The following is a 24,246-nucleotide window of genomic DNA, read 5'->3' on the forward strand; positions in this document are numbered from 1 at the left end:
TTATGGTTGTATTTTTCAGTTATTTTCGCTATTATCTAAAATTAGAGACGCTCTTTGTAGCGAAGCGAAAATTAAAGTAGGTGAGCTCATTTTATGCATCAAAAATATTACAAATTTCTAAAATGGTTTGCTGTTTTGTCTACCCTCGGCATGTTGCTCATCCTTCAAGGTGGAGCACTTGTTACAAAGACCGATAGCGGTTTGGGCTGTGGAAGAAACTGGCCGGACTGCAACGGTTCATTAATACCGAAAGAAATTACAACAGAAGTATTAATTGAATTTTCTCACCGTCTTGTAACAGGATCAGTATCCATTTTTATCCTAATTCTTGTTATTTGGACATGGCGCGCACTAGGCCATATTCGTGAAGTTAAGCTTTTAGGGTTTTTAGCACTGTTCTTCCTTGCTCTTCAGGCACTTATTGGGGCTGCCCAAGTATTATGGGGACAAGGTGACTTTATTTTAGCGTTACATTTCGGGATTTCATTAATCTCATTTGCGGCTGTACTGCTGCTTACCTTGATTGTATTTGAAGTCGACAAAAAGTTTGATGCCGATCGATTGTACATGAGCAGGAAATTAAAAATACATACTATTTGCGTTACTTTATATTCATATATAGTTGTTTATAGCGGGGCTCTTGTACGTCATACCGATGCTAGTCTAGTCTGTCCAGATTGGCCGTTCTGCCGTAACGATCAACCAATGACGATACCGTACAATATGTATGAGTGGGTTCAGATGGGGCACCGTTTTGCAGTGTTAATCTTCGTAATTTGGATTGCCTATATTGCTATCCATGTTATCAGAAACTACAAAAAAGAGCGGATTATTTTCTGGGGCTGGACAATCGCTCTTTCACTTGTAATTTTACAAGTGATTGCCGGCATGCTTGTAGTCCTGTTAAAACTTCACTTATTCGTTTCATTAATGCACTCGTTATTAATTACACTTCTATTCGGTTTATTATGTTATTTGATTATGCTAGTTTCAAGGTCGAAATAAATTAATTAGGTTTATAGTTACTAGAAAAGGGAGAATGCACTTAGCACTCTCCCTTTTGTTGTTCCACTGTAAAGCTCACATCGATAAAGTAAATATAAAATAAGGAGCCGGAAATTTTAAATTAAAAATTTCCGGCTCTTTTCATTTAGACTAGGTTACTTATCCTATTCTAATTCAATAAGCAGATCGCCTGTTGAAATTGCATCTCCTGCTTTTGCATAGATTTCTTTTACAATACCGTCTTTTGGCGCTTGGACTGTTGTTTCCATTTTCATCGCTTCAGTAATTAATAAGTGCTCGCCACGTTTTACTGTACTTCCTTTATTAACAACGACTTTTAGAACAGTACCCGGCATTGTTGCACCGATTTGGTTCGGGTTTGACGGATCGGCTTTCAGTGCAATGCTGCCGTCTACTTCTACCGTTAAGTCTTGAATTACCAGTTCACGAGATTGGCCATTCAGTTCAAAATAAATAATGCGTGTTCCATCATGCTGCGGTTCACCGATTGATACAAGCTTAACAATCAGTGTCTTTCCTTTTTCGATTTCTACTTCAATTTCTTCACCAATTTTCAATCCATAGAAGAATGTAGGCGTATCGAGTACAGAAACATCGCCGAATGCATTCACAGCATCAGTAAATTGCTCAAATACTTTCGGGTAAAGCGCATATGCGAGAACGTCTTGTTTAGACGGTGCTCGTCCACACTTTTCAGTTAATTCTGCTGTCAGCTGATCGAAATCAACCGGCGGCAACAATTCTCCAGGACGAACTGTAATAGGCGTACGATCCTTTAATACAACTTTCTGAATTTCCACCGGGAATCCGCCATGCGGCTGTCCTAAATAACCTTGGAAAAATTCAATAACAGATTCAGGGAAATCAATCGTTTGTCCACGCTCAACAATATTATCTTCCGTTAAATCATTTTGTACCATGAATAACGCCATATCCCCTACTACCTTTGATGACGGTGTTACTTTTACAATATCACCGAACATTAGATTTACACGGGAATACATTGTCTTCACTTCATCCCAACGGTCGCCTAAACCGACTGCTTTTGCTTGCTGCTGCAGGTTACTGTATTGACCGCCCGGCATTTCGTGTACATAAATTTCAGAATGTGGTGCATTCATGCCGCTTTCGAAATCAACATAATATTTGCGAACATCTTCCCAGTAGTAAGACAATTTTTCCAGGCTATCGATATCTGCCCGTACAGTACGCTCAGAACCCTTCATTGCATAGTACAATGAATTGGCGCTTGGCTGTGATGTTAAACCGGCCATTGAACCTAGTGCTGTATCAATAATATCAACACCTGCTTCAATTGCCTTCGCATATAAGTAAATGCCGTTTCCGCTCGTATCATGTGTATGCAGGTGGATTGGCAAACTAGTCGCATCTTTAAGCTCGGAAATAAGTCGATATGCAGCTTGTGGTTTAAGCAGTCCCGCCATATCTTTAATTGCTAAAATATGAGCGCCCGTCGCTTCTAGTTCACGTGCCATATCTTTGTAGTACTGAACCGTATATTTCGCGCGGCTGTCATCTAAAATATCGCCTGTGTAACAGATTGCCGCTTCCGCTACTTTTCCGCTATTACGCACTTCATCGATTGCTACTTCCATTCCTTTAATCCAGTTAAGCGAGTCGAAAATTCGGAAAACGTCCACACCTGAAGATGCAGATTCCTGAATGAACTCACGAATCAGATTATCCGGATAGTTCGTATAACCTACCGCATTCGCTCCGCGTAACAACATTTGAAACAGAACATTCGGAATTTTCTTTCTAAGTTTTTCCAAACGGTCCCAAGGATTTTCGCTTAAGAAACGGTACGCAACATCAAATGTTGCCCCACCCCACATTTCAAGCGAGAAATAGTCATGCATTAGACGAGATGTTTCGTCTGCAATTTCAAGCATATCCTGCGTACGCACACGCGTTGCAAGCAATGATTGATGGGCATCACGGAATGTCGTGTCTGTCAGTAAAACATCTTCTTGCTCTTTAATCCATTTCACAAGTCCGTCTGCACCTCGTGCATCAAGAATTTGTTTTGTACCTTCTGGTGAAGGAATTAGAATATCTACTTTTGGCTTATCAGGCTGTACAAAAATCGGCTTTGTACGTTTTTCAACACCCGGGAATCCATTTAATGTGACATTTCCAATATAGTTTAATAGTTTTGTTCCACGGTCTTTACGTTCCGGGAATTCAAACAATTCCGGTGTCGTATCAATAAAGCTCGTATCAAACTCACCTTTTATAAATTTTTCATGTATTACAACATTACCCAAAAACGGGATATTCGTTTTCACACCTCGAATACGGAACTCACGTAAGTTACGGTCCATTTTTGCCGCGGCTTCTTCAAACGTCATTCCCCATGTCGAAATTTTTACAAGCAAGGAATCATAGTATGGTGTTACAACAGCGCCCTGGAAACCATTTCCTGCGTCCAGACGAACACCAAAACCGCCACTTGAACGGTATACCATCAGTTTCCCTGTATCCGGCATAAAGTCATTTGCAGGATCTTCCGTTGTTACTCGAGACTGAATCGCGTAACCGAACAGCGGAATTTTGTCCTGTACAGGAATTCCGACCTCTTTCGAATGAAGGTCAAGCCCTTCTGCTACTTTAATTTGTGCATGCACAATATCAAGTCCGGTAATCATTTCTGTAATCGTATGTTCAACTTGAATACGCGGATTTACTTCAATGAAATAAAACTGATTGTCTGCAACTAAAAATTCTACAGTACCTGCATTAATATAGCCGACATTTTTCATCAACTTAACAGCTGCATCACAAATCTCATTGCGGAGCTGTTCAGAAATAGAATTTGAAGGTGCAATTTCCACTACCTTTTGGTGACGTCGTTGAATTGAACAGTCACGTTCATATAGATGCACAATATTACCGTGTGTATCTCCGATAATTTGAACTTCAATATGCTTCGGCTTAATAATCGCCTTCTCCACATATACTTCGTCCGAGCCAAATGCCGCTTTTGCTTCAGATTTTGCACGATCATAAGCCGATTGCAGTTCTTCTTTGGAATTTACTAAACGCATTCCACGTCCGCCACCACCAAGAGCCGCTTTAATCATAATCGGGAAGCCGTATGTTTCACTGAACTGTTCTACTTCCTCCAAGTTTACTACAGGACCGTCTGTACCCGGAATAACCGGAATTTGCGCAGAAACTGCCTGTTCACGCGCTTTAACTTTATCGCCAAACATATTAAGATGCTTAGAAGTCGGTCCAATAAATTGAATACCTTCTTCTTCACAACGGCGCGCGAAATCAACATTTTCCGATAAAAAACCGTAACCAGGATGAATCGCATCCACATTTGCCTCTTTCGCAATCTTAATGATGCCTTCAATATCCAAATAAGCATCAATCGGTTTTTTACCTACGCCAACGATATATGCCTCGTCTGCTTTATAGCGGTGATAAGATCCGCTATCTTCACGAGAATAAATTGCCACTGTTTTAATATGTAACTCATTACAGGCGCGTAAAATACGGATTGCAATTTCGCCTCGGTTTGCAACTAAAATCTTTTGAATCGACTTCATTTCTCCTTAACCCCCAATTACTTTCTTTTTTCCAATTTGTGATGTGTGGATACATTAATAAGTATCCCCATTGCCACTGAGAGCAATAATATAGAAGTACCGCCATAGCTTATAAAAGGTAACGTTACTCCGGTTAACGGGATAAGTCCCGATAATCCACCTAAATTAATAAAAGTCTGTAATCCTATCCATGTAGAAATGCCCGCCGCTAACATTCGTGCAAGCGGATCTTTTGTTGACATCGCGATATAATAACCGCGCATCACAATAAAGCCTAAACCAAGAATAACAATTGATACACCAAAAATCCCTAACTCTTCGGCAATGATCGCCATAATGAAATCGGTTTGCGGTTCCGGTACATACCCCAGCTTTTGAATCGACTGCCCGAGCCCCCGACCTTCCAAACCTCCTGCTCCGATTGCATAATATCCGTTGACTACATGATAACCGGAATTAAGCGGATCACTGAAAGGGTCTATAAAGGAAGTAATACGGCCTCTTCGACTTGCGTTAAAAACCGTGTCCCATTTAAAGATTAAAATCCCGATTATTCCGACAACCCCTAAAGCCGAAAGCAGTCCAAAAATTCTGCCGAGCGTCTTACCTCTAAGTCCGCTCGTAATTACAACAACAAGTGCAATGGCTACAATAATAACTAGTGCACCGAGATCGGTTTCAAAACCGACAACAAGTACGATAAATAACCACATGCCCAACGGATACGACACATCATCAAATGTTAACAGCTGCATCGAACCCCGGTTCATACTTTTACGGTAAAAAGTTCCCGCAAAGAAAATAATAATAAAGAGTTTGGCAAATTCTGACGGCTGGAAATTCATAAGGCCGAACAGGCTGATCCAACTTCTGGAACCATTAACATTTTTGCCGGCTATTAAAAGCCATAACTCTAGTATAAACATAATTGCCAGCAAAAGACCTAATATAGATTTATTGGATAATCTTTTATATGGCGTAATGACAGCGACCGTAAACAAAATCAGCGCTAAAATTATATTGACGAGCTGCCGATTGTAATAAAAGTTCGGATTTGCATCATATTGAATAATAGAAACCCAAATACTCGAACTGTAGATCATGACAAGTCCAAATAACATTAACAAAATGTAAACGAACATCAACCCATAATCAAAATTGCGAAAATAATTTTTAAAATATTGTTTCATGTTATAAACCTCATCTTTGAAAAAAAAACTCAAACCGCAATGTAGCGTTTGAGTTTTCTTTTATTTGTCTGTATACGCATCATGTAATAAAGAAAGCTCTTTCTCTAACGAATCAAGAATTTGCTTGCCTTTTTCACGTTCGATCAGCCCGAGTCTCGCGGCAAATTCAATTTCACGCGATAAACCAAACATTTGTGTATCTAAAACTTCTTCATATAACGGACAAGATGGCATTGTCAGATTATCCATTTGTACGCGAATTAATCGAGCAATTTTATCTGCATCCGCAGTTAACAGCTCTAATGCTTTTTCCTGAAAGGAAGCTTGTGCTTTCGTATCCATGAGGACGCCCCCATCTATGATATTTCTTCGATTCTATCTTAGTAAAGTGTATCTTTTTACATTCAAAAATGCAAGTGTCTTTGTATGTTTTGCATTCAATTCAATTATATTTCTTTCTATGAGGAATCGCGTTATAATTATGAAGGAACATAGTGAAGGGGGACTTACAAATGACCGAAACAATCATTCCAATTAAAGGCGCGGTTAAATTTGAACTAACATTAGATCCTACTGTATGGATTTTTGATGATCGTAAACTGGATCTGAATACATATTTTGTTTCAGAAAAAGTTGAAGAAAATAACGAAAAATATTTACGTGACATGGGTGCACACTGGTCGCGTGAAATTATGGAAGGTGCAGTATTTCCGCCTACATTGAAAACAGAACGTAAATTTGACCGTAAAGGCATGATGACGGGCACATTCGGAATGGAAATCAAACCATTTTTGAAAAATGCCGAACTTGCTGATGGAGCAAATGAAGTTGTTTTTGAATGTACAACAGACGAGGAATTTGCATTTCCATTACAGCAGGCTGAAAGTTTCATTTTTAAATTCAGCCAAGAAGGAAAGCCACTTTTAGAAGATGGACCAGTACATGTGCTATTTGCTGATGGTTCAAATGTTGAAAATCCAATAAAAAATGTGCGTGCGATTCGTATTCAATAGGAGGATTTCGTCATGCGTGTAAAATGTGTCATTTGCGATACACTACATGAACTACCAAACGATTTACCTTTAGCAAAAAAATTACGCAATCGTCCAATCCATACGTTTATGTGCCCAACATGTTCGGAACGTATTTCCGAGAACACCCGTAAACGAATAGCAACAGGAAAATTCCGCTTTTTCCGAACATCATCGAAATTTGATGAAGAATTTTAAAATGCGACGGGCTCATAAAGAGCTCGTCGCATTTTTATTAATATTCAAAAGACTGTTCGTGGAATTTAAAGTCGACAAAGCTTTTTCCATTGATTTTGCTTAACTGGAAGAAGTTTAATACTTCTGTTTTTACCCCTTCAAAAACACGCTCTTCATCAACAACATACGCTTCAACAGTCACTGGTATTTCGCCGAATTGTGCTTTTACAGCATCTGCAATTTGCTGTGCTGTTGCTTCTGAAACTTCAGCGTCCACTAATAAGTGCACAGTAGCTTTTTCCGCTTTCACATTTTCAAGTGCTGTCTGTTCTTCCAAGCCTTCCTGGAAGACATTCGACATAACTAATATCTCTTCCCCAACGATTGGTTGAATCAGTTCATTCACCTGCATGTTTACATTTTCACCAAAATATTCGCCAAAATATTTACCGTCTTTTACTTCAAAATCATACACTGTTTTTGATGTTTCAGACTGGACCGTCACTTCAAAATCATCACCGATTGCAGGTGCCGTAGATTTTGTAACGACAAATTGATCGTTATAAATTTCACTTAATTCCGCTGCTGCATTATCTTCATTTTTCGCCGATAATACTGCAGGTATAAAAATAACGCAAGATATAATAATTAGCGCTAATCCAACAATGATAAAAATTTGCTTTTTAGTAAGGTTCATTTTTTCTACTCCATTTTAGTTATTATCCCCAGTTATGAATTATAACGCTCCGAATAAAGTGTTTTCAATTAAACCGACTTAAAAAAGAAGGGAATGTGTCCAAATTAACACATCCCCCTCTCTATTAACTTAGCTGTTTCGCTTCTTCTCGTTTTTCACGCCATAAACGTGATTTATAAATGATCAGAATTAACGCAGCTACAATTAAACCTTCAATCATCGGTAAAAATAGAGCTAAAAACGTTAACACCATACACCCTATAAACAGGAAAGTATAGATGATGACATTTCTGCCGAATGAAAGTTTTTTTGCAAAACCAAGTTTGTATACAATTGCCGACATAAGGAATACAAGAACGAATGTTGCATAGCCAGCTATTTCGTAGCTCGGTAAATTTTCGTATAAATATCTTGTAATTCCAGACATACGATTAAACACGTAATCACTTTCATTTGTAGATACCGTTGCCAGTAATACTAAATTTAAATAGCTACCAAACACAGCCGTAATATTCAACATCACTCAACCTTTCCTTAATGACGCCAATTAAGCTTCTAACTCAGCGTTCTTTTTCTTTTTAGCAACACGTTCACGTTCACCTTTATCAAGAATCTGTTTACGTAAACGAATTGATTCTGGAGTTACTTCTAAATACTCGTCATCACCTAAGTATTCTAATGCTTCTTCAAGTGATAAAATACGAGGTTTTTTAATAACATTCGTTTGGTCTTTATTCGCTGAACGGATATTTGTTTTTTGTTTTTGTTTTGTAATGTTAACAGTAATATCAGCATCACGTGTATTTTCACCAACAATCATACCTTCGTATACTTCAGTACCTGGCTCGATGAATAATGTACCACGGTCTTCTACTCCCATCATACCGTAAGTTGTAGCTTTACCGTTTTCCATAGATACTAATACACCTTGGTGACGGCCGCCAACTTTACCTGCTACTACTGGAGCGTAGTGATCGAATGTATGGTTCATCATACCGAAACCTTTTGTAATTGACATGAACTCAGTTGTATAACCGATTAAACCACGTGCTGGTACGTTAAAGATTAAACGTACTTGTCCAGAACCGTTGTTAATCATATCTAGCATTTCACCTTTACGAGTACCGATTGATTCAATAATAGAACCTACTGAATCTTCAGGTACATCGATTTGTACGCGTTCGATCGGCTCAGATTTAACGCCATCGATGTTACGGATGATTACTTGTGGTTTAGAAACTTGTAATTCATAACCTTCACGACGCATATTTTCGATTAAGATCGATAAGTGAAGCTCACCACGACCAGAAACTGTCCATGCATCCGGTGATTCTGTATCTTCTACACGTAAAGATACGTCTGTTTGTAATTGTGCAAGTAAACGCTCTTCAATTTTACGAGAAGTTACCCATTTCCCTTCGCGACCTGCGAATGGTGAGTTGTTTACTAAGAATGTCATTTGTAATGTTGGCTCATCAATACGTAATGGTGTTAACGCTTCTTGGTGGTCAACTGGACAAACTGTTTCACCTACGTTGATATCTTCCATTCCTGAAACCGCGATTAAGTCACCAGCTATTGCTGTTTCGATTTCTTCACGCTTAAGACCGAAGAAACCAAAGATTTTTGTTACACGGAAGTTTTTCACTGTACCGTCTAATTTCATTAGAGAAACTTGTTGACCTACTGAAATTTTACCGCGGAATACACGACCGATACCGATACGACCAACGAAGTCATTATAGTCAAGTAATGCTACTTGGAATTGTAATGGATCTTCTGAGTTATCAATTGGTGCTGGGATTGCTTCAATGATTTTCTCGAATAGGCAAGTCATGTTTTCTTCTTGATTTGCTGGGTCTGGATCTAAAGATGCTGTACCATTTACACCAGAAGCATAAACAACTGGGAATTCTAATTGATCTTCATCTGCACCTAGCTCGATTAATAATTCTAAAACTTCATCTACTACTTCCAGTGGACGAGCTGAATCTTTATCTACTTTGTTTACTACAACGATTGGTGTTAAACGTTGTTCCAATGCTTTCTTTAATACAAAACGTGTTTGAGGCATACAACCCTCATACGCATCGACAACTAAACAAACGCCATCCACCATTTTTAAGATACGTTCTACTTCTCCACCGAAGTCTGCGTGTCCAGGCGTATCAAGGATGTTGATACGAGTACCGTTATAATCTACTGCAGTATTTTTTGCTAAAATCGTAATTCCACGTTCGCGCTCTATGTCACCAGAGTCCATTGCACGTTCTTCAACACGTTCGTTTGAACGGAAAGTCCCTGATTGTTTTAATAATTGGTCTACTAACGTTGTTTTACCATGGTCAACGTGAGCAATAATTGCGATATTACGAATATCTTGACGTAAATTTGTCATTATTCCACTCCATATTCTTTTTTCAATTGTTTAACTGTGATATTATAGCACATGAAAGATTAAATGTCTTTTCACAATAATTAATTACATTTATTGTCACATATAAAAAGTATATGGAGGTATGAACGATGAATAAAGCAAAATTTGTAATGTTTATTTACGCATTAGCTGCGATTCTTTCAATGATTAGTATTGGTTTTGCATTTTCACTTGTTTTCATGACAGGGCCAAAATATGAAACAACAGGCTGGATCGGTGTTATTTTAGGTGTTATCGTTATGTGTGGAATTTTCGGTATGGCATTTAAGACAAAACGTAAATTCCGAGATCAAGGTTTACTATAGAAATAAAAACTTCGGTGACATAATCCAAAACCCCCATCTTTCTCTGCGAGAAAAATGGGGGTTTTTTGCTGTGCTTCAAAATTGATTTCCATTCCGGGACGCTTTCCGCGGGCGTGACGCCTGTAGTCTCAGGCGTCACGCTATTCCCGCTGGAGTCGCCCTCCATTTCAATCAATTTTATAAAATATCCATTTCTTACAGAGAGTTTTTATCTTCTCCGATTAATTTCTACTTCTGTCATACCTACTTATTTATTTTTTTCTTCAATATATTTATTCAAAATTAACTGATGAATAGAAGGGTTGGCGATTAGGAATGTATCTTTCGATAAATAATCGAAATCTTTGCCTTCTAAGTTTGTCGCAATGGCCCCCACTTCTTTTGCAATAATGACTCCCCCGCCAATATCCCAAGGTGCAAGGCGCATGGACATATAGGCATCCAGCTTCCCGCTTACAACAAAGGCGATTTCCATAGCAGCCGAACCGTAAGAACGTGTACCGCGCACCGTACGAACAAGTTCGATAATTTTTTCATGATTGATGCGACTATTCGGCGTAACCCAGTTTGCATTGATGCCGATTACCGCCTCTTCGATTTTCACCGGCTGCAATCTACGCAGGGGAGAATCATTATACCATGCCCCTACACCTGCAATTGCATTAAATAAATCTTCCCTCATTACATCAAATATGTAACCTAATACCCCGATACCATCAACATAAATACCGATTGTAATCATGAAATGACGATGCTGCTTCACAAAATTCATCGTGCCGTCAATTGGATCAATAATCCATACAACACCTTCCAGATTGTCAACCTTTTCGCCCATTCCTTCTTCACCTAAAATACGATGGTCCGGATTAAATGCCTTTATTTTTTCAATAAAAAATAATTCCGTTTCCCGATCTATATTCGTTACTAAATCATTGGGATTCGACTTTGTTTCGATTTCAATATTATAGGAAAATGCTGTTCGAATATTTTTTCCTGCTTCAAAAATTATTTCTTTTGCAAATTCATCCAGTTTTCTTATATCCATCGTTCATCCACCTTCCGACAACAATCGCTAGTTTATATATATGTAAAAATGTTGAGCATTTCTAAAGTATCCTTATTATAACAAAAAATCACTTGCTTTCTTACGTCGGCAAGTGATTTTTTATTTTGGAAAAGTTTTTTTGTTACGCATATGCATGTAAACCCTTTAATTCCTCTTGAATTTCTGTTAATCGTTTTTTAGATTTATCAATTTCAGATTGATTTTTGTCATTCATCGCCGCATAGAGTGTTGCTAGTTCATAATCCATTTCCAACATTAAAATCTCTTCGTATTGCTTTTCAATATCAACTTTGCGTATAATCTTAATCATCTGTTTCATAATAAATCACTTCCTCATCATAATTTTTCAGACTTTAACCAAACTGGATAATATGAGTAATTCATTAAGACTTCTAGCCTCACCCTTAATGTTTTCCATTGGTATAAAGTTTCTATTACAAGATTTTTTCCCAAAAAATTAATAAAATAAACATTAAATCGAAAGGAATTATAAAAATGAGTATTGTCAAATGGACTAAAGAAGACTTTCAAGTATTTGATATTGACGGTCTAGATGAACGTATGGAAGCTTTAACAACAATTATCCGACCGAAGTTTAATGAACTATCAGAAACGTTTACAGGGTATTTCAGTGCACAAACAGGTGAAGAGTTTTTCGGTCATGTTGCGAAACATGCCCGCCGTACTGTAAACCCGCCAAAAGATTCCTGGGTTGCATTTGCTCCTTATAAGCGTGGTTATAAAGCTCTGCCGCATTTCCAGATTGGGTTATGGGGTACGCACCTTTTCATCGTTGTTGCAGTGATTTATGAAGCGCCGAAAAAAGAGGAAATGGCACAGCGCTTACTGAAAAATATGCAAGTGATTAAAGATTTATCCGATGATTACGTACTTTCCGGCGATCATATGCAACCAGATACGATCTCTTTAAAAGAAGCGCGCACCGAAAAGCTTGAACAGCTCCTTATACGCCTGCGTGATGTAAAAAAAGGAGAATTTCTTGTTGGGCGTCGTATATCTGCAGATGAAGCAATTAAAATGTCTGCAGAACAATTTCTGCAATTGGCTGAACAAACATTTGATGAGCTTCTCCCTGTTTATGAAGTCATCAAAGGTTAATTGCATCCATTTATTATTAATATGTACAAAAGACTGCTAAACATTCCAACAATTTAAAAATAATTTAAAAATTCTTAAAATTAAACTAAAAGCAGCATTTTCCTCGTGGAGAAAAATGCTGCTCTTTACTGTACAGAAGATACATTTTTTTATATGCCTTGCCTTATCCAAGAACTTCTTCTGTCACAGCTTCGTTTTTATTACATTCTCACAATTTGCCCGTCCGCTAATTCTTTTGCAAGCTTTACGACACGGTATGGTACATAAGAGCTTGCCTGTTCGAATTCACGGCAGATTGTTTTTTCTTCCGCCTGGGAAGGTACAATTTCTTTAAATCGTTTGTAGCGTGCCATGACTAGTTCACGCTTTGCCCCTTTTTCGTAAGCCATTTCCACCACTTCAAAAAAGCGTACGACATCGACCATTTCATCGGTTGTCCAGTCCGTCGATAACGGGTATGAATATTCCATAGTTATTACCTGCCTTTAATTATTACTGACCCCATTTTAAACGGATTTTTTCCGCTTGTACAACCATACGCTGAATTAATTCTCCAGCTGACGGTACATCTTGAATTAATCCCGTTACTTGACCCGCCCAGCCGTAACCTTTTGTCGCATCGCCACCGTAAATGAAATTTTTGTTTGCTTCACCGCTAATATATGATTTCAGCGCTTCATATGTAGGCGTTTTTTGCTCCACTTCTAAAATCTCATCTGTAAATGCATTGCTGATTACTCGGGCAGGTGCACCGATCGAGCGTTTAATAATCGTCGTATCCGTTTCTTCACTTTCAATCAGTGCCTGTTTATATGCTAGAGAAGCGTGTACACATTCTTTTGTCGCAATAAAGCGTGTCCCCATTTCAATTCCTTCCGCCCCTAATGCATGTGCTGCCATCCATCCTCGGCCATCTCCAATTCCCCCTGAGGCGATAACCGGAATCGATACACTATCGACTACTTGCGGTACGAGCACCATTGTTCCGACATCATCTCTTCCTAAATGGCCACCGCCTTCTTGTCCAACTACCATAACTGCATCCGCTCCCAGCTGTTCAGCTTTCTGAGCTTGTCGTTTCGCAGCAACGAGTACAAGTTTTTTACATGATGCATCTTTTAATATGTCGAATATCGGTGCAGGATTTCCCCCAGTAATTGTTACTACAGGTACATCCATTTCACCAGCCACCTCGATCATCTTTTCGTATCCTTTTCCATGCATTCCTATCGCAAAGTTTACTCCAAATGGCCGATCTGTCATTTCTCTCACTTTTTTTATTTCTTCTTTTAACGCTTCCGGTGACGGCAAGCTCATTGCGGTAATCTGTCCGAGGGCTCCTGCATTTGAAACCGCTGCAGCAAGCTCCGAGTAGGCCAGGTATGCTAATCCCCCCTGAATAATCGGGTATTGAATTTGTAGTAAATCAGTTACTTTTGTTTGCCATTTCATTGTTATTCCTCCTAAAATAATAACTATCAATTCAGTTGATTAAAATATTTATATAGTCAGCAACTTTAATAGGTGCTATAATTCATTTGTTTTTAAAAAATACTATATAGTGAGGTGGTACCTGCGTTGTCACAGTTAGAGACTCCTTTGTTTGATGCATTACTTAAGCATCGCAACAGACACCCTATCCAGTTTCATATCCCAGGCCATAAAAAAGGGCAAGGTATGGATCCAGCTTACAGAGAATTTGTAGGCGACAACGTTTTATCAATTGATTTAATTAATATTGCTCCACTAGATGATTTACACGCTCCTAAAGGTGTGATTATGCAAGCACAAAACCTTGCTGCTGAAGCCTTTGGTGCTGACCATACATTTTTTTCCGTGCAAGGTACTAGTGGCGCCATTATGACGATGATTATGACTGTCGTTGGCCCAGGCGATAAAATTATAGTACCGCGGAATGTACATAAATCGATTATGTCAGCGATTGTTTTTGCAGGTGCTATCCCTATTTTTATCCATCCGGAAGTTGACAGTGAGCTCGGCATTTCTCATGGTATTTCACCAGAGTCCGTTGAGCGCGCATTGACGACATATCCAGATGCGAAAGCCGTACTTGTCATCAACCCGACATATTTCGGTTTTGTAGCAGATTTAAAACGCATTGTCGAAATTGTACATGCACGTAATATTCCAGTAATTGTGGACGAAGCTCATGGCGTTCATATTAAATTCCATGATGAGTTGCCGTTATCTGCAATGCAGGCCGGCGCGGATATGGCTGCTACGAGCACACATAAGCTTGGCGGCTCCATGACAGGCAGTTCTGTCTTAAACGTCAGAGAAGGCCTTGTAACAGCTAAAAGAGTACAGGCTGTATTCTCCATGCTAACAACGACATCGACTTCCTATCCCTTACTGGCGTCTTTAGATACGGCACGTCGCCAGCTTGCTGTCCATGGATATGATTTATTGGACGAAGCAATCCGTTTGGCAAAAGATGCCCGTAAACGCATTAATGCAATTCCGCATCTACATTGTGTAGGACGTGAAAAACTCGGAACTTCGGCTACATTTGATATGGATCCGTTAAAGCTGTTAATTTGCGTTAAGGATTTAGGCATTACCGGCCATGTTGCAGAAGAATGGTTACGTCATAACGCTAACTTAGAAGTAGAGTTGTCCGATCTATACAATATTTTATGCTTAGTAACAATTGGAGATTCGAAAAAAGAAATTAATTTACTTGTCAATGCTTTGACACGTATGTCGAAAAACTTCGAATCGGAAGCATCGATTACTGAAACAAATGTTCAAATACCTGAAATTCCCGCTCTTGCCATGACGCCGCGTGATGCATTTTATGCACAAACGGAAAGTATTCCTCTTGCACAGGCAGAAGGATATATTTGCGCAGAATTTATAATGGTGTACCCACCGGGCATTCCAATATTTATTCCCGGGGAAATAATTACGCAAAGCAATATCGATTTTATTAAGATGAATATTGAAGCAGGTCTCCCTGTTCAAGGACCTGAAGACAGTACATTAAAAAATATTCGTGTTATTAAAGAGCGGAAAGCGATTTATTAATATTTCTGACAGACAGCTAAATGCTGTCTGTCTTTTTTAAAATAAATAAATCGATATAAGCGGAATAATAAAGGCCCCTACAACCGCGCTAAGCCCCATAGAGAGTGAGCCAATCGATAAATCTTCTTCACTATACTCCTTTAATTTTGTCAATCCGACACCATGCGAGGCACTTCCCATAGCGACTCCTCGACTGATCGCCGTATCAATTTTAAATAATTTAAAAAGTACCGGACCTAATATGGCACCAGTAAACCCTGCCACCATTACCATTACAGCAGTCAGCGGCGGTATCCCGCCAACAATATCACTTACTTGCATTGCAACAGGTGTTGTTAATGATTTCGGTAATGAAGTGAGGATAAAATCTTTGCTTGACCCGAAAAGTAAAAGTAATGCTACAACGCTAATTAGACCCGCGAGCATTGCGACAATGATGCTCGTAATAATCGAGTATTTGTATTTAAATATAAGTTCCCGCTGGTTGTATAAAGGAAATGCCAACGCTACGACTGCAGGACCGAGCATTTTGGATATCCATTGACCTCCTTCCATGTATGTTTCATAGGGAATATTAAAAACTAGTAAAATAATGACTGTAATACAAGTCGCCGTTAAAATAGGCAATAATAATGGGTGGCCAACCTTCAAGTACAGCCTGTTCAGTAATATAAAAAGAAGAACAGTGCTACTTATGATGAATAGAATTAGCAGTAGATGCAGCAATACTCTCTTCCTCCCTCATTTTGCGTTCCTTTCTTTCTATCAATTTACTTATTTTCCCCGTAATGACAAGCGCAAAAATTGTACTGATAATAACAGCTAAAACAAAAAGCCCTCCTGATAGCGTGAGCAGTTCCGGATAATTAATGACTGCCACTGTTGAAGGAATAAAAAACAATGTTAAAAATGTTAGCATAAAACTGGCACCGTTTTGTATGTATTTCACATTTAAAATTTTAAAGTAAAGAGCAAGCCATAATATAACTAACCCGATAATACTTCCAGGTATAATAATACCGGTAACCGAAACGATAAATTCTCCAATGAGATAAAACAAAATGATAATACCAATTTGAGCAATAGTACGAATAATCTCCACCAGCTAAACCCCTTTACACAGTTTTACCCACATCTGCATTATCAGGTAGTAACTCTCCAGCCTCTAAACGGAAATAGGTCGAAAAGGATAGGTGAGAGATCAACTACCCGTAAAAGCCCGATTGGTTCTTGCCAACACGATGTGGGTCACACAAGCGTTGTCACAGGAAGTGACGGTTTTAACTTGTGTTCCTTCTAATCATAGGGATGCCCCACTGATAGAAGTTTTACTTTATTGTACGTCCATTAGAAATTTCTGTCTATTTTATTTTCCTACTATAATTTGGTTCATTACTTTGTATTTAAGAAAACATGAAAAGCTACCTTGTTTAAATTTATACAAGATAGCCTCAGTCAGTTATATTCATTTAAAATGTACTTAATCATCAAACTACTCCTAATAATCGAAAGGTCGTTATCATTAATTTTTCATTTTACCTTTTTGTTTTAGCTGTACATCCATTAGTGATCCTAAAACACTTCTTAAAGCAAAAATCAGTTCATGTGCCGTTGCATTTTCATCAATAGCCTCTTTTGCAAATTGCATTGTCTGATTTATTTGATCGACAGATTGATCTGTCATTTCATTGAATGGAAATTGGTTTATATTGAATAGAATAGCCTGCAATGTCCCCCGTAAAACGGATTCGGCATTTTGGATCGAATTTTCCCTGTTAATATATTTATATGGATAATGTGATTCCATTATTAAATGGCTTGATTGAAGTTTCCCTGCCGCTGTAATCAGCCCGTCATAAGCTTGCGCTATATCAGTAGACCTAATATTGATAGCATCGAATATAGCGTGCTGTAACAACTCATAAGAGTCTATTGTAAAATCTTCATTTTGCACTTCAAGCAGTTTCCTTACTAATATATCTAGTGCAATTGTTGCAAAACGATCTGTCTGGCACTCATGCTTTTCTTCTTTTAACTCCAGTAATAATACAACTGTCGATGATATCCATTCACTTTGCAGTTTCTTTTTTTCACTTGAATAATTCATATCGTGACAACTCCCTTAATCAATGAAATCCTACAAGCGGTCCATCCCCAATAATTAGAGCCTATTTCACAATTGTGCCGAATTTCATTTAGTTTGTTTGCTCTACTTTTTTATTTTTCAAATGAATCTTTCAGTTATATATAACCATTTTTTACAATTTAAAAATATCCCTCATAATGGAGGGGGAACTTATTTCTTCCATTATAATTCAATTTTTCTTTTTCATGAGTTGTCCCTTAGTTATTCATAACCACAAAAAAACACTGCCCATTTTAAATGGACAGTGTAAATTTTAATATAATTATTTAGTTACAATATGGATTGGATTGCCTAGTAAAACTTCAGCAGCTTCCATTGTAATTTCACCTAAAGTTGGGTGTGCGTGGATAGTTAATGCGATATCTTCTGCAGTCATACCGCCTTCAATAGCAGTTGCCATTTCTGCGATCATATCAGAAGCACCAACACCAACGATTTGAGCACCAACTAATAAGCCGTCTTCTTTACGCGCTACTAGTTTCACGAAACCTTCTGTTTCGTTTAATGCTAAAGCACGACCGTTTGCAGCGAATGGGAATTTAGCAGCTTTCACTTCTAAACCTTCCGCTTTTGCTTGCTCTTCAGAGTAGCCTACAGTTGCCATTTCTGGATCTGTGAAGCATACTGCTGGAATTGCTAAGTAATCAACTTCTGATGGTTCACCAGCGATTGCTTCTGCAGCAACTTTACCTTCATAAGAAGCTTTGTGAGCAAGTTGTGGACCTGCAACGATATCACCGATTGCATAGATGTTCGATACTGAAGTACGACTTTGTTTGTCTACTTCCAATAATCCGCGTTCTGCGAATTTAATACCTACTTCTTCTAAGCCCATTTCATCCGTATTCGGACGACGACCAACAGTTACTAATACGTAATCTGCTTCAACAGTTTTTTCTTCGCCACCCGCTTCATAAGTAACAACTACGCCATTTTCGTTTTCTTCTACGCCTTTAGCAGATGCGTTTACTACAACTTCAACGCCCTTTTTCTTAAGACCTTTTTTAACGATTTGCGTCATTTGTTTTTCGAAACCAGCTAAAATATCTTTACCACCTTCGATAATTGTTACTTGAGAACCTAAGTTAGCATAAGCTGAACCAAGCTCTGTACCAATGTAACCGCCACCGATAACTACTAATTTACCTGGTACTTCAGGGAAAGACAATGCACCAGTTGAGCTTACTACACGTTTTGTAAATTTAAATGTCGGGATTTCGATTGGACGAGATCCTGTTGCTAAAATAGCATTTTTAAATGTATAAGTTTGAGCATTGTCGCCGTCGATAACACGTACAGTGTTTGCATCCACGAAGTATGCTTCACCTTTTACGATGTCTACTTTGTTTCCTTTTAATAAGCCTTCAACGCCGCCTACTAATTTTTTAACAACGCCGTCTTTAAATGCTTGTGCTTTAGACCAGTCTAATTTCACTTCAGATGCTGTAACACCCATATCATCTGAATGTTGGGCATTTTCAAAGCGGTGACCTACAGAAATTAAAGCTTTTGAAGGGATACAACCTACATTTAAACATACCCCGCCTAATGCTCCACGTTCAACGATTGTTACTTTTTGACCTGTTTGTGCTGCACGAATTGCTGCTACATAACCACCAGGGCCAGAACCTACTACAAGAGTATCTAGTTCGATTGGAAAATCTCCTACTACCATTTTTTTACGCCTCCATTAATAATAGTTGCGGCTCACTTAATAAACGTTTTAAATGATTTAAAGCGTTTTGTGCAGTCGCTCCATCGATCATTCGATGATCAAAGCTCAATGATAATGCTAACACATGTGCTGCTACAATTTCACCATTTTTTATTACTGGTTTCTCTGAAATACGGCCAATTCCTAAGATTGCCACTTCAGGATGGTTAATTACTGGTGTGAACCATTGTCCACCAGCTGAACCGATATTTGTAATCGACATTGACGCACCTTTCATTTCATGCGTTGCTAACTTACCATCACGTGCTTTTACAGCCAATTCATTAATTTCCTGTGATAAGCTAAATACAGACTTACGATCAGCATGCTTAATTACTGGAACTAATAAACCTTTTTCTGTATCAGCCGCAATACCAATATTATAATAATGTTTTTGAATAATTTCTTGTGTCGCATCATCCAGCGAACGGTTGAAATCAGGATATTTACGTAAAGTCGAGATTAAAGCCTTCACAACGTACGGTAAATACGTTAATTTAACACCTTGTTCTGCTGCAATATCTTTGAATTGTTTGCGGTGTGCAACAAGTTCTGTTACGTCCACTTCATCCATTAACGTTACGTGCGGAGCCGTATGTTTAGAATGAACCATCGCTTTGGCGATCGCTTTGCGGATACCGCTCATTTTTTCGCGTGTTTCAGGGAACTCGCCTTCAAGTGCGACAGGAGCAGCTTGTTTTGTTTCTGCTTGTGGCTGTTGTGTCTCTTTTACTTCTTCTGTTTCAGAAGCCGACTGTTGACCTCCATTTAGGAAGCTCTCAATATCTTCTTTTAACACACGGCCGTTTTTGCCTGTGCCTGAAACTTGCTGAATCTCGACACCTTTTTCACGAGCATACTTACGAACAGAAGGCATTGCGATAATGCGTTTGCCTGAAGTTTCTGTTTCAGATGGCGATGCAGCTTTTTCTGTTTCAGCAGGAGCTTCCGGCTGAGCAGCGTCTGCACTTTTATCTGATTTAGTTTCTTCTTTTTTCACATTTTGGCCAGCCTCAGCAGTAGACTGTACTTGTGCTTCTGTTTTGTTTGATTCATTTGATTCGTGGTGGTCATCACCTTTTAGTTTTAAATCTTCATAGCCTGGTGCATCAAAGCGGATTAAGGCATCCCCGACAATCGCAACCGTTCCTTCTTCTACATAGATTTCTTCTACTGTACCATCAACTGGTGACGGAATTTCAACGACTGCTTTATCATTTTGAACTTCTGCTAAAATATCGTCTTCTTTTACTTGATCGCCAGGTTTAACGAACCACTTGACGATTTCACCTTCATGAATACCTTCTCCGATATCTGGTAAACGAAACGTAAATGCCATTTATCTCACCCTCAATTCTTAGAATGTTAAGACTTTCTTTGCAGTTTCCATTACATCTTTATACGTAGGTAACCATACACCTTCCGCTTGCGGGAATGAATAGATTGTATCTGGTGCAGCAACACGTAATACTGGCGCTTCCAATGATAGAATCGCACGTTCTGTAATTTCTGCGACTACATTTGCCGCAATACCTGCTTGCTTTTGCGCTTCCTGAACAACAATTGCGCGGCCTGTTTTTTCAACAGACGCAATAATTGTTTCGATATCTAACGGCTGAATTGTACGTAAATCGATTACTTCTACTGAGTATCCTTCTTTTTCCAATTCTTCTGCCGCTTTTAGACTTTCGTGAACCATTAAGCCGTAAGCTATGATAGAAAGGTCTTTTCCTTCACGCTTTACATCTGCTTTACCCAATTCAATTGTATATGACTCTTCCGGAACTTCTTCACGGAATGAACGGTATAGTTTTAAATGCTCTAAGAAAATAACCGGATTATCATCACGAATCGAAGCAATCATTAAACCTTTTGCATCATATGGTGTTGAGGGAATAACCACTTTTAATCCTGGTGATTGAGCCATCAACCCTTCTAAAGAATCCGAGTGCATTTCAGGCGTATGAACACCACCGCCAAATGGAGAGCGGATTGTTACTGGTGCATTATACGTACCACCTGAACGGTATCTCATACGAGCCAATTGCCCGCTGATAGAATCCATTACTTCGAATACGAAGCCGAAAAATTGAATTTCAGGTACTGGACGATATCCAGTTAACGCTAAACCAATTGCTAAACCACCGATTCCTGATTCTGCAAGTGGCGTATCAAATACACGATCAACGCCGAATTCTTTTTGAAGACCTTCAGTTGCACGGAATACCCCGCCGTTTACACCAACGTCTTCACCGAATACTAAAACGTTCTCGTCATTTTTTAATTCGCAACGTAATGCATCTGTAATTGCTTGAATCATTGTCATTTGTGCCATGGCTTATTTCGACTCCTTCTCTTTATAAATCGCATACTGTTCTTTTAAGTTCGCCGGCATTTCTCCAGCGTACATATTTTCCATTAATTCAGTAACTTTTTGTTTTGGTGCTTGGTCTGCTTGTTTAATAGCATCTTTAATCTCTTCTTTAGCACGCTCAATTACTGCTTCTTCTTTTTGTTCATCCCATAAACCTTTACCTTCAAGGAATGTGCGGAAGCGTACTAATGGATCTTTCGCAGCCCATTCGTTGTCGATATCCGTTGTACGGTAACGTGTCGGGTCATCCCCCGCCATCGTATGTGGCCCATAACGGTAACACATTGTTTCGATTAATGTTGGCCCTTCACCACGAACTGCACGGTCACGCGCATCCTTTGTCGCTGCATATACTGCTAATGGGTCCATTCCGTCTACTAATACACATGGAATACCTGCCGCTACACCTTTTTGTGCAATTGTTTTAGCAGATGTCTGTAATTCACGCGGTGTTGAAATTGCATATTGGTTGTTTTGTACGATGAAGATCGCCGGTGATTTGAATGCACCTGCAAAGTTAATTCCTTCGTAGAAATCACCTTGTGATGAACCACCATCACCTGTATAAGTAATCGCAACTGTTTTTGAACCACGTTTTTGTAAACCAAGTGCTACACCAGCAGTTTGGATATATTGTGCACCGATAATAATTTGTGGTGCCAATACATTAACGCCTTCCGGTACTTGGTTACCAATGAAGTGACCGCGGCTGAATAAAAATGCCTTCCATAACGGTAAACCGTGCATAACGATTTGTGGAACATCACGATAGCCCGGCAAAATCCAGTCTTCTTTTTCCAAAGCATAATGTGATGCAAGTTGTGAAGCTTCCTGACCCGCAGTCGGTGCATAGAAACCAAGACGTCCTTGACGGTTTAACGATATCGAACGTTGATCTAAAATACGTACGTAAACCATACGTTCCATCAATTCAACTAATTGCTCGTCCGTTAAATCCGGCATTGCCGCTTCATTTACTATTTCACCCTGCTCGTTTAGAATTTGGAACATCTCAAACTTACTTTCAATTTCCTGTAACGTTCCAGCTGGGTCCAATTGATTCTTCATTTTTTCTGCCATTGTTTACATCCCCTTTGAACTGTATTAAAAAAAATTCATTTTTTACTAGTACAACGTTTCTATAACCCGAGTATAAAGAATAAAATTCTATCGGTCAATCATTGTTTATCATCTTAATTAAAGATTTTTCCTCACATCTAACGAAACTGATACAGTTACATTACCTGTATTATACCGGAATCACCTCTGTACTATAATAGAAAAAACATCCAATAAATTTTATTATTTAATTTATAACACCGCACGATTTATTCATTCCCTTATAATGAATTGTTAAATCTGAAATTATGATAAATTTCTTTTGGAAAAGGTTTTTTCTTACTTCGATTCCGGAGAGTCGTGTATACTTACACATATAAGTTTGAACTGAAAGGAAGTTTCACATGATTTTAATGGAACATATTATCCGTGAAGGACACCCTACTTTACGTACCCGCGCGGAAGAAGTTACTTTTCCGTTATCTGCAGAAGATCGACAACTCGCAGATGATATGCTGCAATATTTAATTAATAGCCAAAATCCTGAAATTGCTGAAAAATATAATTTACGCGGCGGCATCGGCTTAGCTGCAAACCAGGTAAACAGTTTAAAACGTATGTTTGCACTGCATTTGGAAGATGAAAACGGCGAACAGATCAGTTTTGTCGCAGTTAACCCTAAAATTGTAAGCCATTCTGTTGAACAGACTTATATAACAAGTGGCGAAGGCTGCTTATCTGTAGACCGTGCCGTGCCTGGCTATGTTTATCGCTATGCACGTATCACTGTGAAGTTTATGACAGTAGACGGAGAAGAAAAGAAAATGCGTTTATCAGGACTTCCTGCAATCGCGTTCCAGCACGAACTTGATCATTTAAACGGAGTCATGTTTTACGATCGAATCGATGAAAAAGACCCGTTTGTCCAATTAGAAAACAGCATTCCATTCGGAAGAGACTAACTTCTGCGGAACCCATTTTCGTTATTAGCGAAATTGGGTTCTTTTTTTGATCAGTTACTATAGAAGAAAGTCATTTTAGCTTTTGAATGTTCTAATAAAATCGTAAATGTTCTAATATCCTTTTAAATGTTCTAATAAAAATGAGATTTTCTAATATAACTGTCCATTCTAAAATGGCCGCGCGATGTTCTAAAACCCTTGCCATTCCTTCTAATATCGACATCCAATTTTCTAATAAACATTAACATTGTTCAAATAAAGCAAATTCCCATTTGACAAACAAAAAACGCTGCGAAAAATATATTTTCACAACGCTT

24 protein-coding genes are annotated in these 24,246 nt (G+C 38.7%); 7 read left to right on the plus strand and 17 right to left on the minus strand.

From position 1 onward, the window contains the following. Positions 1-93: 93 nt before the first annotated feature. Positions 94-1,005, plus strand: coding sequence for a COX15/CtaA family protein (locus tag M3166_RS09760; protein WP_251689552.1), 912 nt, complete (start codon positions 94-96; stop codon positions 1,003-1,005). A gap of 164 nt (positions 1,006-1,169) precedes the next feature. Here the strand turns inward: M3166_RS09760 and pyc are convergent, their stop codons facing one another. The 3 genes from pyc to M3166_RS09775 are packed head-to-tail and all read right to left on the minus strand — an operon-like array spanning position 1,170 to position 6,136. Continuing rightward, the gene (gene pyc / locus M3166_RS09765; RefSeq protein ID WP_251689554.1) at positions 1,170-4,604 is read right to left on the minus strand and encodes a pyruvate carboxylase; all 3,435 of its coding nucleotides are present in this window, start codon (positions 4,602-4,604) and stop codon (positions 1,170-1,172) included. 17 nt (positions 4,605-4,621) lie between these two features. Then, positions 4,622-5,794: an FtsW/RodA/SpoVE family cell cycle protein gene (locus M3166_RS09770; protein WP_251689555.1), complete on the minus strand. Its 1,173-nt coding sequence runs from the start codon at positions 5,792-5,794 to the stop codon at positions 4,622-4,624. Positions 5,795-5,854: 60 nt separating this feature from the next. Then, positions 5,855-6,136 (minus strand): YlaN family protein, encoded by a 282-nt coding sequence (locus M3166_RS09775; RefSeq protein ID WP_251689557.1) that lies wholly within the window; start codon positions 6,134-6,136, stop codon positions 5,855-5,857. Positions 6,137-6,306: 170 nt separating this feature from the next. Between M3166_RS09775 and M3166_RS09780 the strand changes: the two genes are divergently transcribed. Together M3166_RS09780 and M3166_RS09785 are read left to right on the plus strand one after the other, a co-directional pair. Further along, positions 6,307-6,807, plus strand: a complete 501-nt coding sequence (locus M3166_RS09780; protein WP_251689559.1) for a peptidyl-prolyl cis-trans isomerase — start codon at positions 6,307-6,309, stop codon at positions 6,805-6,807. Positions 6,808-6,819: 12 nt separating this feature from the next. Beyond that, the gene (locus tag M3166_RS09785; RefSeq protein WP_251689561.1) at positions 6,820-7,023 is read left to right on the plus strand and encodes a YlaI family protein; all 204 of its coding nucleotides are present in this window, start codon (positions 6,820-6,822) and stop codon (positions 7,021-7,023) included. A gap of 37 nt (positions 7,024-7,060) precedes the next feature. Here the strand turns inward: M3166_RS09785 and M3166_RS09790 are convergent, their stop codons facing one another. The 3 genes from M3166_RS09790 to typA all read right to left on the minus strand — a co-directional run bounded on the left by M3166_RS09790 (position 7,061) and on the right by typA (position 10,097). Beyond that, positions 7,061-7,699 carry a fucose permease gene (locus tag M3166_RS09790; RefSeq protein WP_251689562.1) on the minus strand — a complete coding sequence of 213 codons (639 nt, stop codon included), beginning with the start codon at positions 7,697-7,699 and terminating at the stop codon, positions 7,061-7,063. Between the two features lie 124 nt (positions 7,700-7,823). Continuing rightward, positions 7,824-8,222, minus strand: a complete 399-nt coding sequence (locus tag M3166_RS09795) for a YlaH-like family protein (RefSeq protein ID WP_435368066.1) — start codon at positions 8,220-8,222, stop codon at positions 7,824-7,826. A 24-nt stretch (positions 8,223-8,246) separates the two neighbouring features. Further along, a complete protein-coding gene (typA, locus tag M3166_RS09800; protein WP_251689565.1) occupies positions 8,247-10,097 on the minus strand; it encodes a translational GTPase TypA in 1,851 nt (616 codons plus the stop codon). A gap of 128 nt (positions 10,098-10,225) precedes the next feature. Here typA and M3166_RS09805 point away from each other — a divergent pair, with 128 nt between their 5' ends. Then, a complete protein-coding gene (locus tag M3166_RS09805) occupies positions 10,226-10,441 on the plus strand; it encodes a DUF5325 family protein (RefSeq protein WP_008403452.1) in 216 nt (71 codons plus the stop codon). 247 nt (positions 10,442-10,688) lie between these two features. Here M3166_RS09805 and M3166_RS09810 read toward each other — a convergent pair whose 3' ends face one another. After that, entirely contained in the window at positions 10,689-11,486 is a 798-nt protein-coding gene (locus tag M3166_RS09810; protein ID WP_251689567.1) for an inositol monophosphatase family protein, read from the minus strand. Between the two features lie 142 nt (positions 11,487-11,628). Further along, entirely contained in the window at positions 11,629-11,826 is a 198-nt protein-coding gene (locus M3166_RS09815; protein ID WP_008403454.1) for a hypothetical protein, read from the minus strand. Positions 11,827-12,002: 176 nt separating this feature from the next. Between M3166_RS09815 and M3166_RS09820 the strand changes: the two genes are divergently transcribed. Continuing rightward, on the plus strand, positions 12,003-12,626 hold the full coding sequence (locus M3166_RS09820) for a YktB family protein (RefSeq protein WP_251689569.1): 624 nt from the start codon (positions 12,003-12,005) through the stop codon (positions 12,624-12,626). A 200-nt stretch (positions 12,627-12,826) separates the two neighbouring features. Here the strand turns inward: M3166_RS09820 and M3166_RS09825 are convergent, their stop codons facing one another. Beyond that, complete coding sequence (locus M3166_RS09825; RefSeq protein WP_079524933.1) at positions 12,827-13,096, minus strand: UPF0223 family protein; 270 nt, start codon at positions 13,094-13,096, stop codon at positions 12,827-12,829. A 22-nt stretch (positions 13,097-13,118) separates the two neighbouring features. Next, complete coding sequence (locus M3166_RS09830) at positions 13,119-14,078, minus strand: NAD(P)H-dependent flavin oxidoreductase (protein WP_251689571.1); 960 nt, start codon at positions 14,076-14,078, stop codon at positions 13,119-13,121. Positions 14,079-14,204: 126 nt separating this feature from the next. Between M3166_RS09830 and M3166_RS09835 the strand changes: the two genes are divergently transcribed. Next, the gene (locus tag M3166_RS09835) at positions 14,205-15,674 is read left to right on the plus strand and encodes an aminotransferase class I/II-fold pyridoxal phosphate-dependent enzyme (RefSeq protein ID WP_251689573.1); all 1,470 of its coding nucleotides are present in this window, start codon (positions 14,205-14,207) and stop codon (positions 15,672-15,674) included. A 36-nt stretch (positions 15,675-15,710) separates the two neighbouring features. On the opposite strand, the gene M3166_RS09840 is transcribed toward M3166_RS09835, so the two are convergent. From M3166_RS09840 to pdhA, 7 genes are all read right to left on the minus strand, one after another. Then, positions 15,711-16,400, minus strand: coding sequence for an LrgB family protein (locus M3166_RS09840; RefSeq protein WP_285848813.1), 690 nt, complete (start codon positions 16,398-16,400; stop codon positions 15,711-15,713). After that, entirely contained in the window at positions 16,363-16,776 is a 414-nt protein-coding gene (locus tag M3166_RS09845) for a CidA/LrgA family protein (RefSeq protein ID WP_251689577.1), read from the minus strand. Before M3166_RS09845 ends, M3166_RS09840 begins: the two co-directional genes overlap by 38 nt. Positions 16,777-17,196: 420 nt before the next feature. Further along, positions 17,197-17,781 (minus strand): hypothetical protein, encoded by a 585-nt coding sequence (locus M3166_RS09850; protein ID WP_251689578.1) that lies wholly within the window; start codon positions 17,779-17,781, stop codon positions 17,197-17,199. A gap of 301 nt (positions 17,782-18,082) precedes the next feature. Continuing rightward, positions 18,083-19,495 (minus strand): dihydrolipoyl dehydrogenase, encoded by a 1,413-nt coding sequence (gene lpdA, locus M3166_RS09855; RefSeq protein ID WP_251689582.1) that lies wholly within the window; start codon positions 19,493-19,495, stop codon positions 18,083-18,085. A 4-nt stretch (positions 19,496-19,499) separates the two neighbouring features. Continuing rightward, on the minus strand, positions 19,500-20,873 hold the full coding sequence (locus tag M3166_RS09860) for a dihydrolipoamide acetyltransferase family protein (protein ID WP_251689584.1): 1,374 nt from the start codon (positions 20,871-20,873) through the stop codon (positions 19,500-19,502). A gap of 18 nt (positions 20,874-20,891) precedes the next feature. Further along, entirely contained in the window at positions 20,892-21,869 is a 978-nt protein-coding gene (locus tag M3166_RS09865) for an alpha-ketoacid dehydrogenase subunit beta (protein ID WP_251689586.1), read from the minus strand. A gap of 3 nt (positions 21,870-21,872) precedes the next feature. Continuing rightward, positions 21,873-22,988: a pyruvate dehydrogenase (acetyl-transferring) E1 component subunit alpha gene (gene pdhA / locus M3166_RS09870; protein WP_079524913.1), complete on the minus strand. Its 1,116-nt coding sequence runs from the start codon at positions 22,986-22,988 to the stop codon at positions 21,873-21,875. 383 nt (positions 22,989-23,371) lie between these two features. Between pdhA and def the strand changes: the two genes are divergently transcribed. Further along, positions 23,372-23,929 (plus strand): peptide deformylase, encoded by a 558-nt coding sequence (gene def, locus M3166_RS09875; RefSeq protein WP_251689588.1) that lies wholly within the window; start codon positions 23,372-23,374, stop codon positions 23,927-23,929. Positions 23,930-24,246: the final 317 nt, after the last annotated feature.

This window comes from Solibacillus isronensis (assembly GCF_023715405.1).
Classification (GTDB): domain Bacteria; phylum Bacillota; class Bacilli; order Bacillales_A; family Planococcaceae; genus Solibacillus; species Solibacillus isronensis_B.

Excerpts from the sequence above, each read along its gene's own strand:
- M3166_RS09760 (WP_251689552.1), top strand. The coding sequence starts at position 94 with ATGCATCAAAAATATTACAAATTTCTAAAATGGTTTGCTGTTTTGTCT.
- pyc (WP_251689554.1), bottom strand. The coding sequence starts at position 4,604 with ATGAAGTCGATTCAAAAGATTTTAGTTGCAAACCGAGGCGAAATTGCA.
- M3166_RS09770 (WP_251689555.1), bottom strand. The coding sequence starts at position 5,794 with ATGAAACAATATTTTAAAAATTATTTTCGCAATTTTGATTATGGGTTG.
- M3166_RS09775 (WP_251689557.1), bottom strand. The coding sequence starts at position 6,136 with ATGGATACGAAAGCACAAGCTTCCTTTCAGGAAAAAGCATTAGAGCTG.
- M3166_RS09780 (WP_251689559.1), top strand. The coding sequence starts at position 6,307 with ATGACCGAAACAATCATTCCAATTAAAGGCGCGGTTAAATTTGAACTA.
- M3166_RS09785 (WP_251689561.1), top strand. The coding sequence starts at position 6,820 with ATGCGTGTAAAATGTGTCATTTGCGATACACTACATGAACTACCAAAC.
- M3166_RS09790 (WP_251689562.1), bottom strand. The coding sequence starts at position 7,699 with ATGAACCTTACTAAAAAGCAAATTTTTATCATTGTTGGATTAGCGCTA.
- typA (WP_251689565.1), bottom strand. The coding sequence starts at position 10,097 with ATGACAAATTTACGTCAAGATATTCGTAATATCGCAATTATTGCTCAC.
- M3166_RS09805 (WP_008403452.1), top strand. The coding sequence starts at position 10,226 with ATGAATAAAGCAAAATTTGTAATGTTTATTTACGCATTAGCTGCGATT.
- M3166_RS09810 (WP_251689567.1), bottom strand. The coding sequence starts at position 11,486 with ATGGATATAAGAAAACTGGATGAATTTGCAAAAGAAATAATTTTTGAA.
- M3166_RS09815 (WP_008403454.1), bottom strand. The coding sequence starts at position 11,826 with ATGAAACAGATGATTAAGATTATACGCAAAGTTGATATTGAAAAGCAA.
- M3166_RS09820 (WP_251689569.1), top strand. The coding sequence starts at position 12,003 with ATGAGTATTGTCAAATGGACTAAAGAAGACTTTCAAGTATTTGATATT.
- M3166_RS09825 (WP_079524933.1), bottom strand. The coding sequence starts at position 13,096 with ATGGAATATTCATACCCGTTATCGACGGACTGGACAACCGATGAAATG.
- M3166_RS09830 (WP_251689571.1), bottom strand. The coding sequence starts at position 14,078 with ATGAAATGGCAAACAAAAGTAACTGATTTACTACAAATTCAATACCCG.
- M3166_RS09850 (WP_251689578.1), bottom strand. The coding sequence starts at position 17,781 with ATGAATTATTCAAGTGAAAAAAAGAAACTGCAAAGTGAATGGATATCA.
- lpdA (WP_251689582.1), bottom strand. The coding sequence starts at position 19,495 with ATGGTAGTAGGAGATTTTCCAATCGAACTAGATACTCTTGTAGTAGGT.
- M3166_RS09860 (WP_251689584.1), bottom strand. The coding sequence starts at position 20,873 with ATGGCATTTACGTTTCGTTTACCAGATATCGGAGAAGGTATTCATGAA.
- M3166_RS09865 (WP_251689586.1), bottom strand. The coding sequence starts at position 21,869 with ATGGCACAAATGACAATGATTCAAGCAATTACAGATGCATTACGTTGC.
- pdhA (WP_079524913.1), bottom strand. The coding sequence starts at position 22,988 with ATGGCAGAAAAAATGAAGAATCAATTGGACCCAGCTGGAACGTTACAG.
- def (WP_251689588.1), top strand. The coding sequence starts at position 23,372 with ATGATTTTAATGGAACATATTATCCGTGAAGGACACCCTACTTTACGT.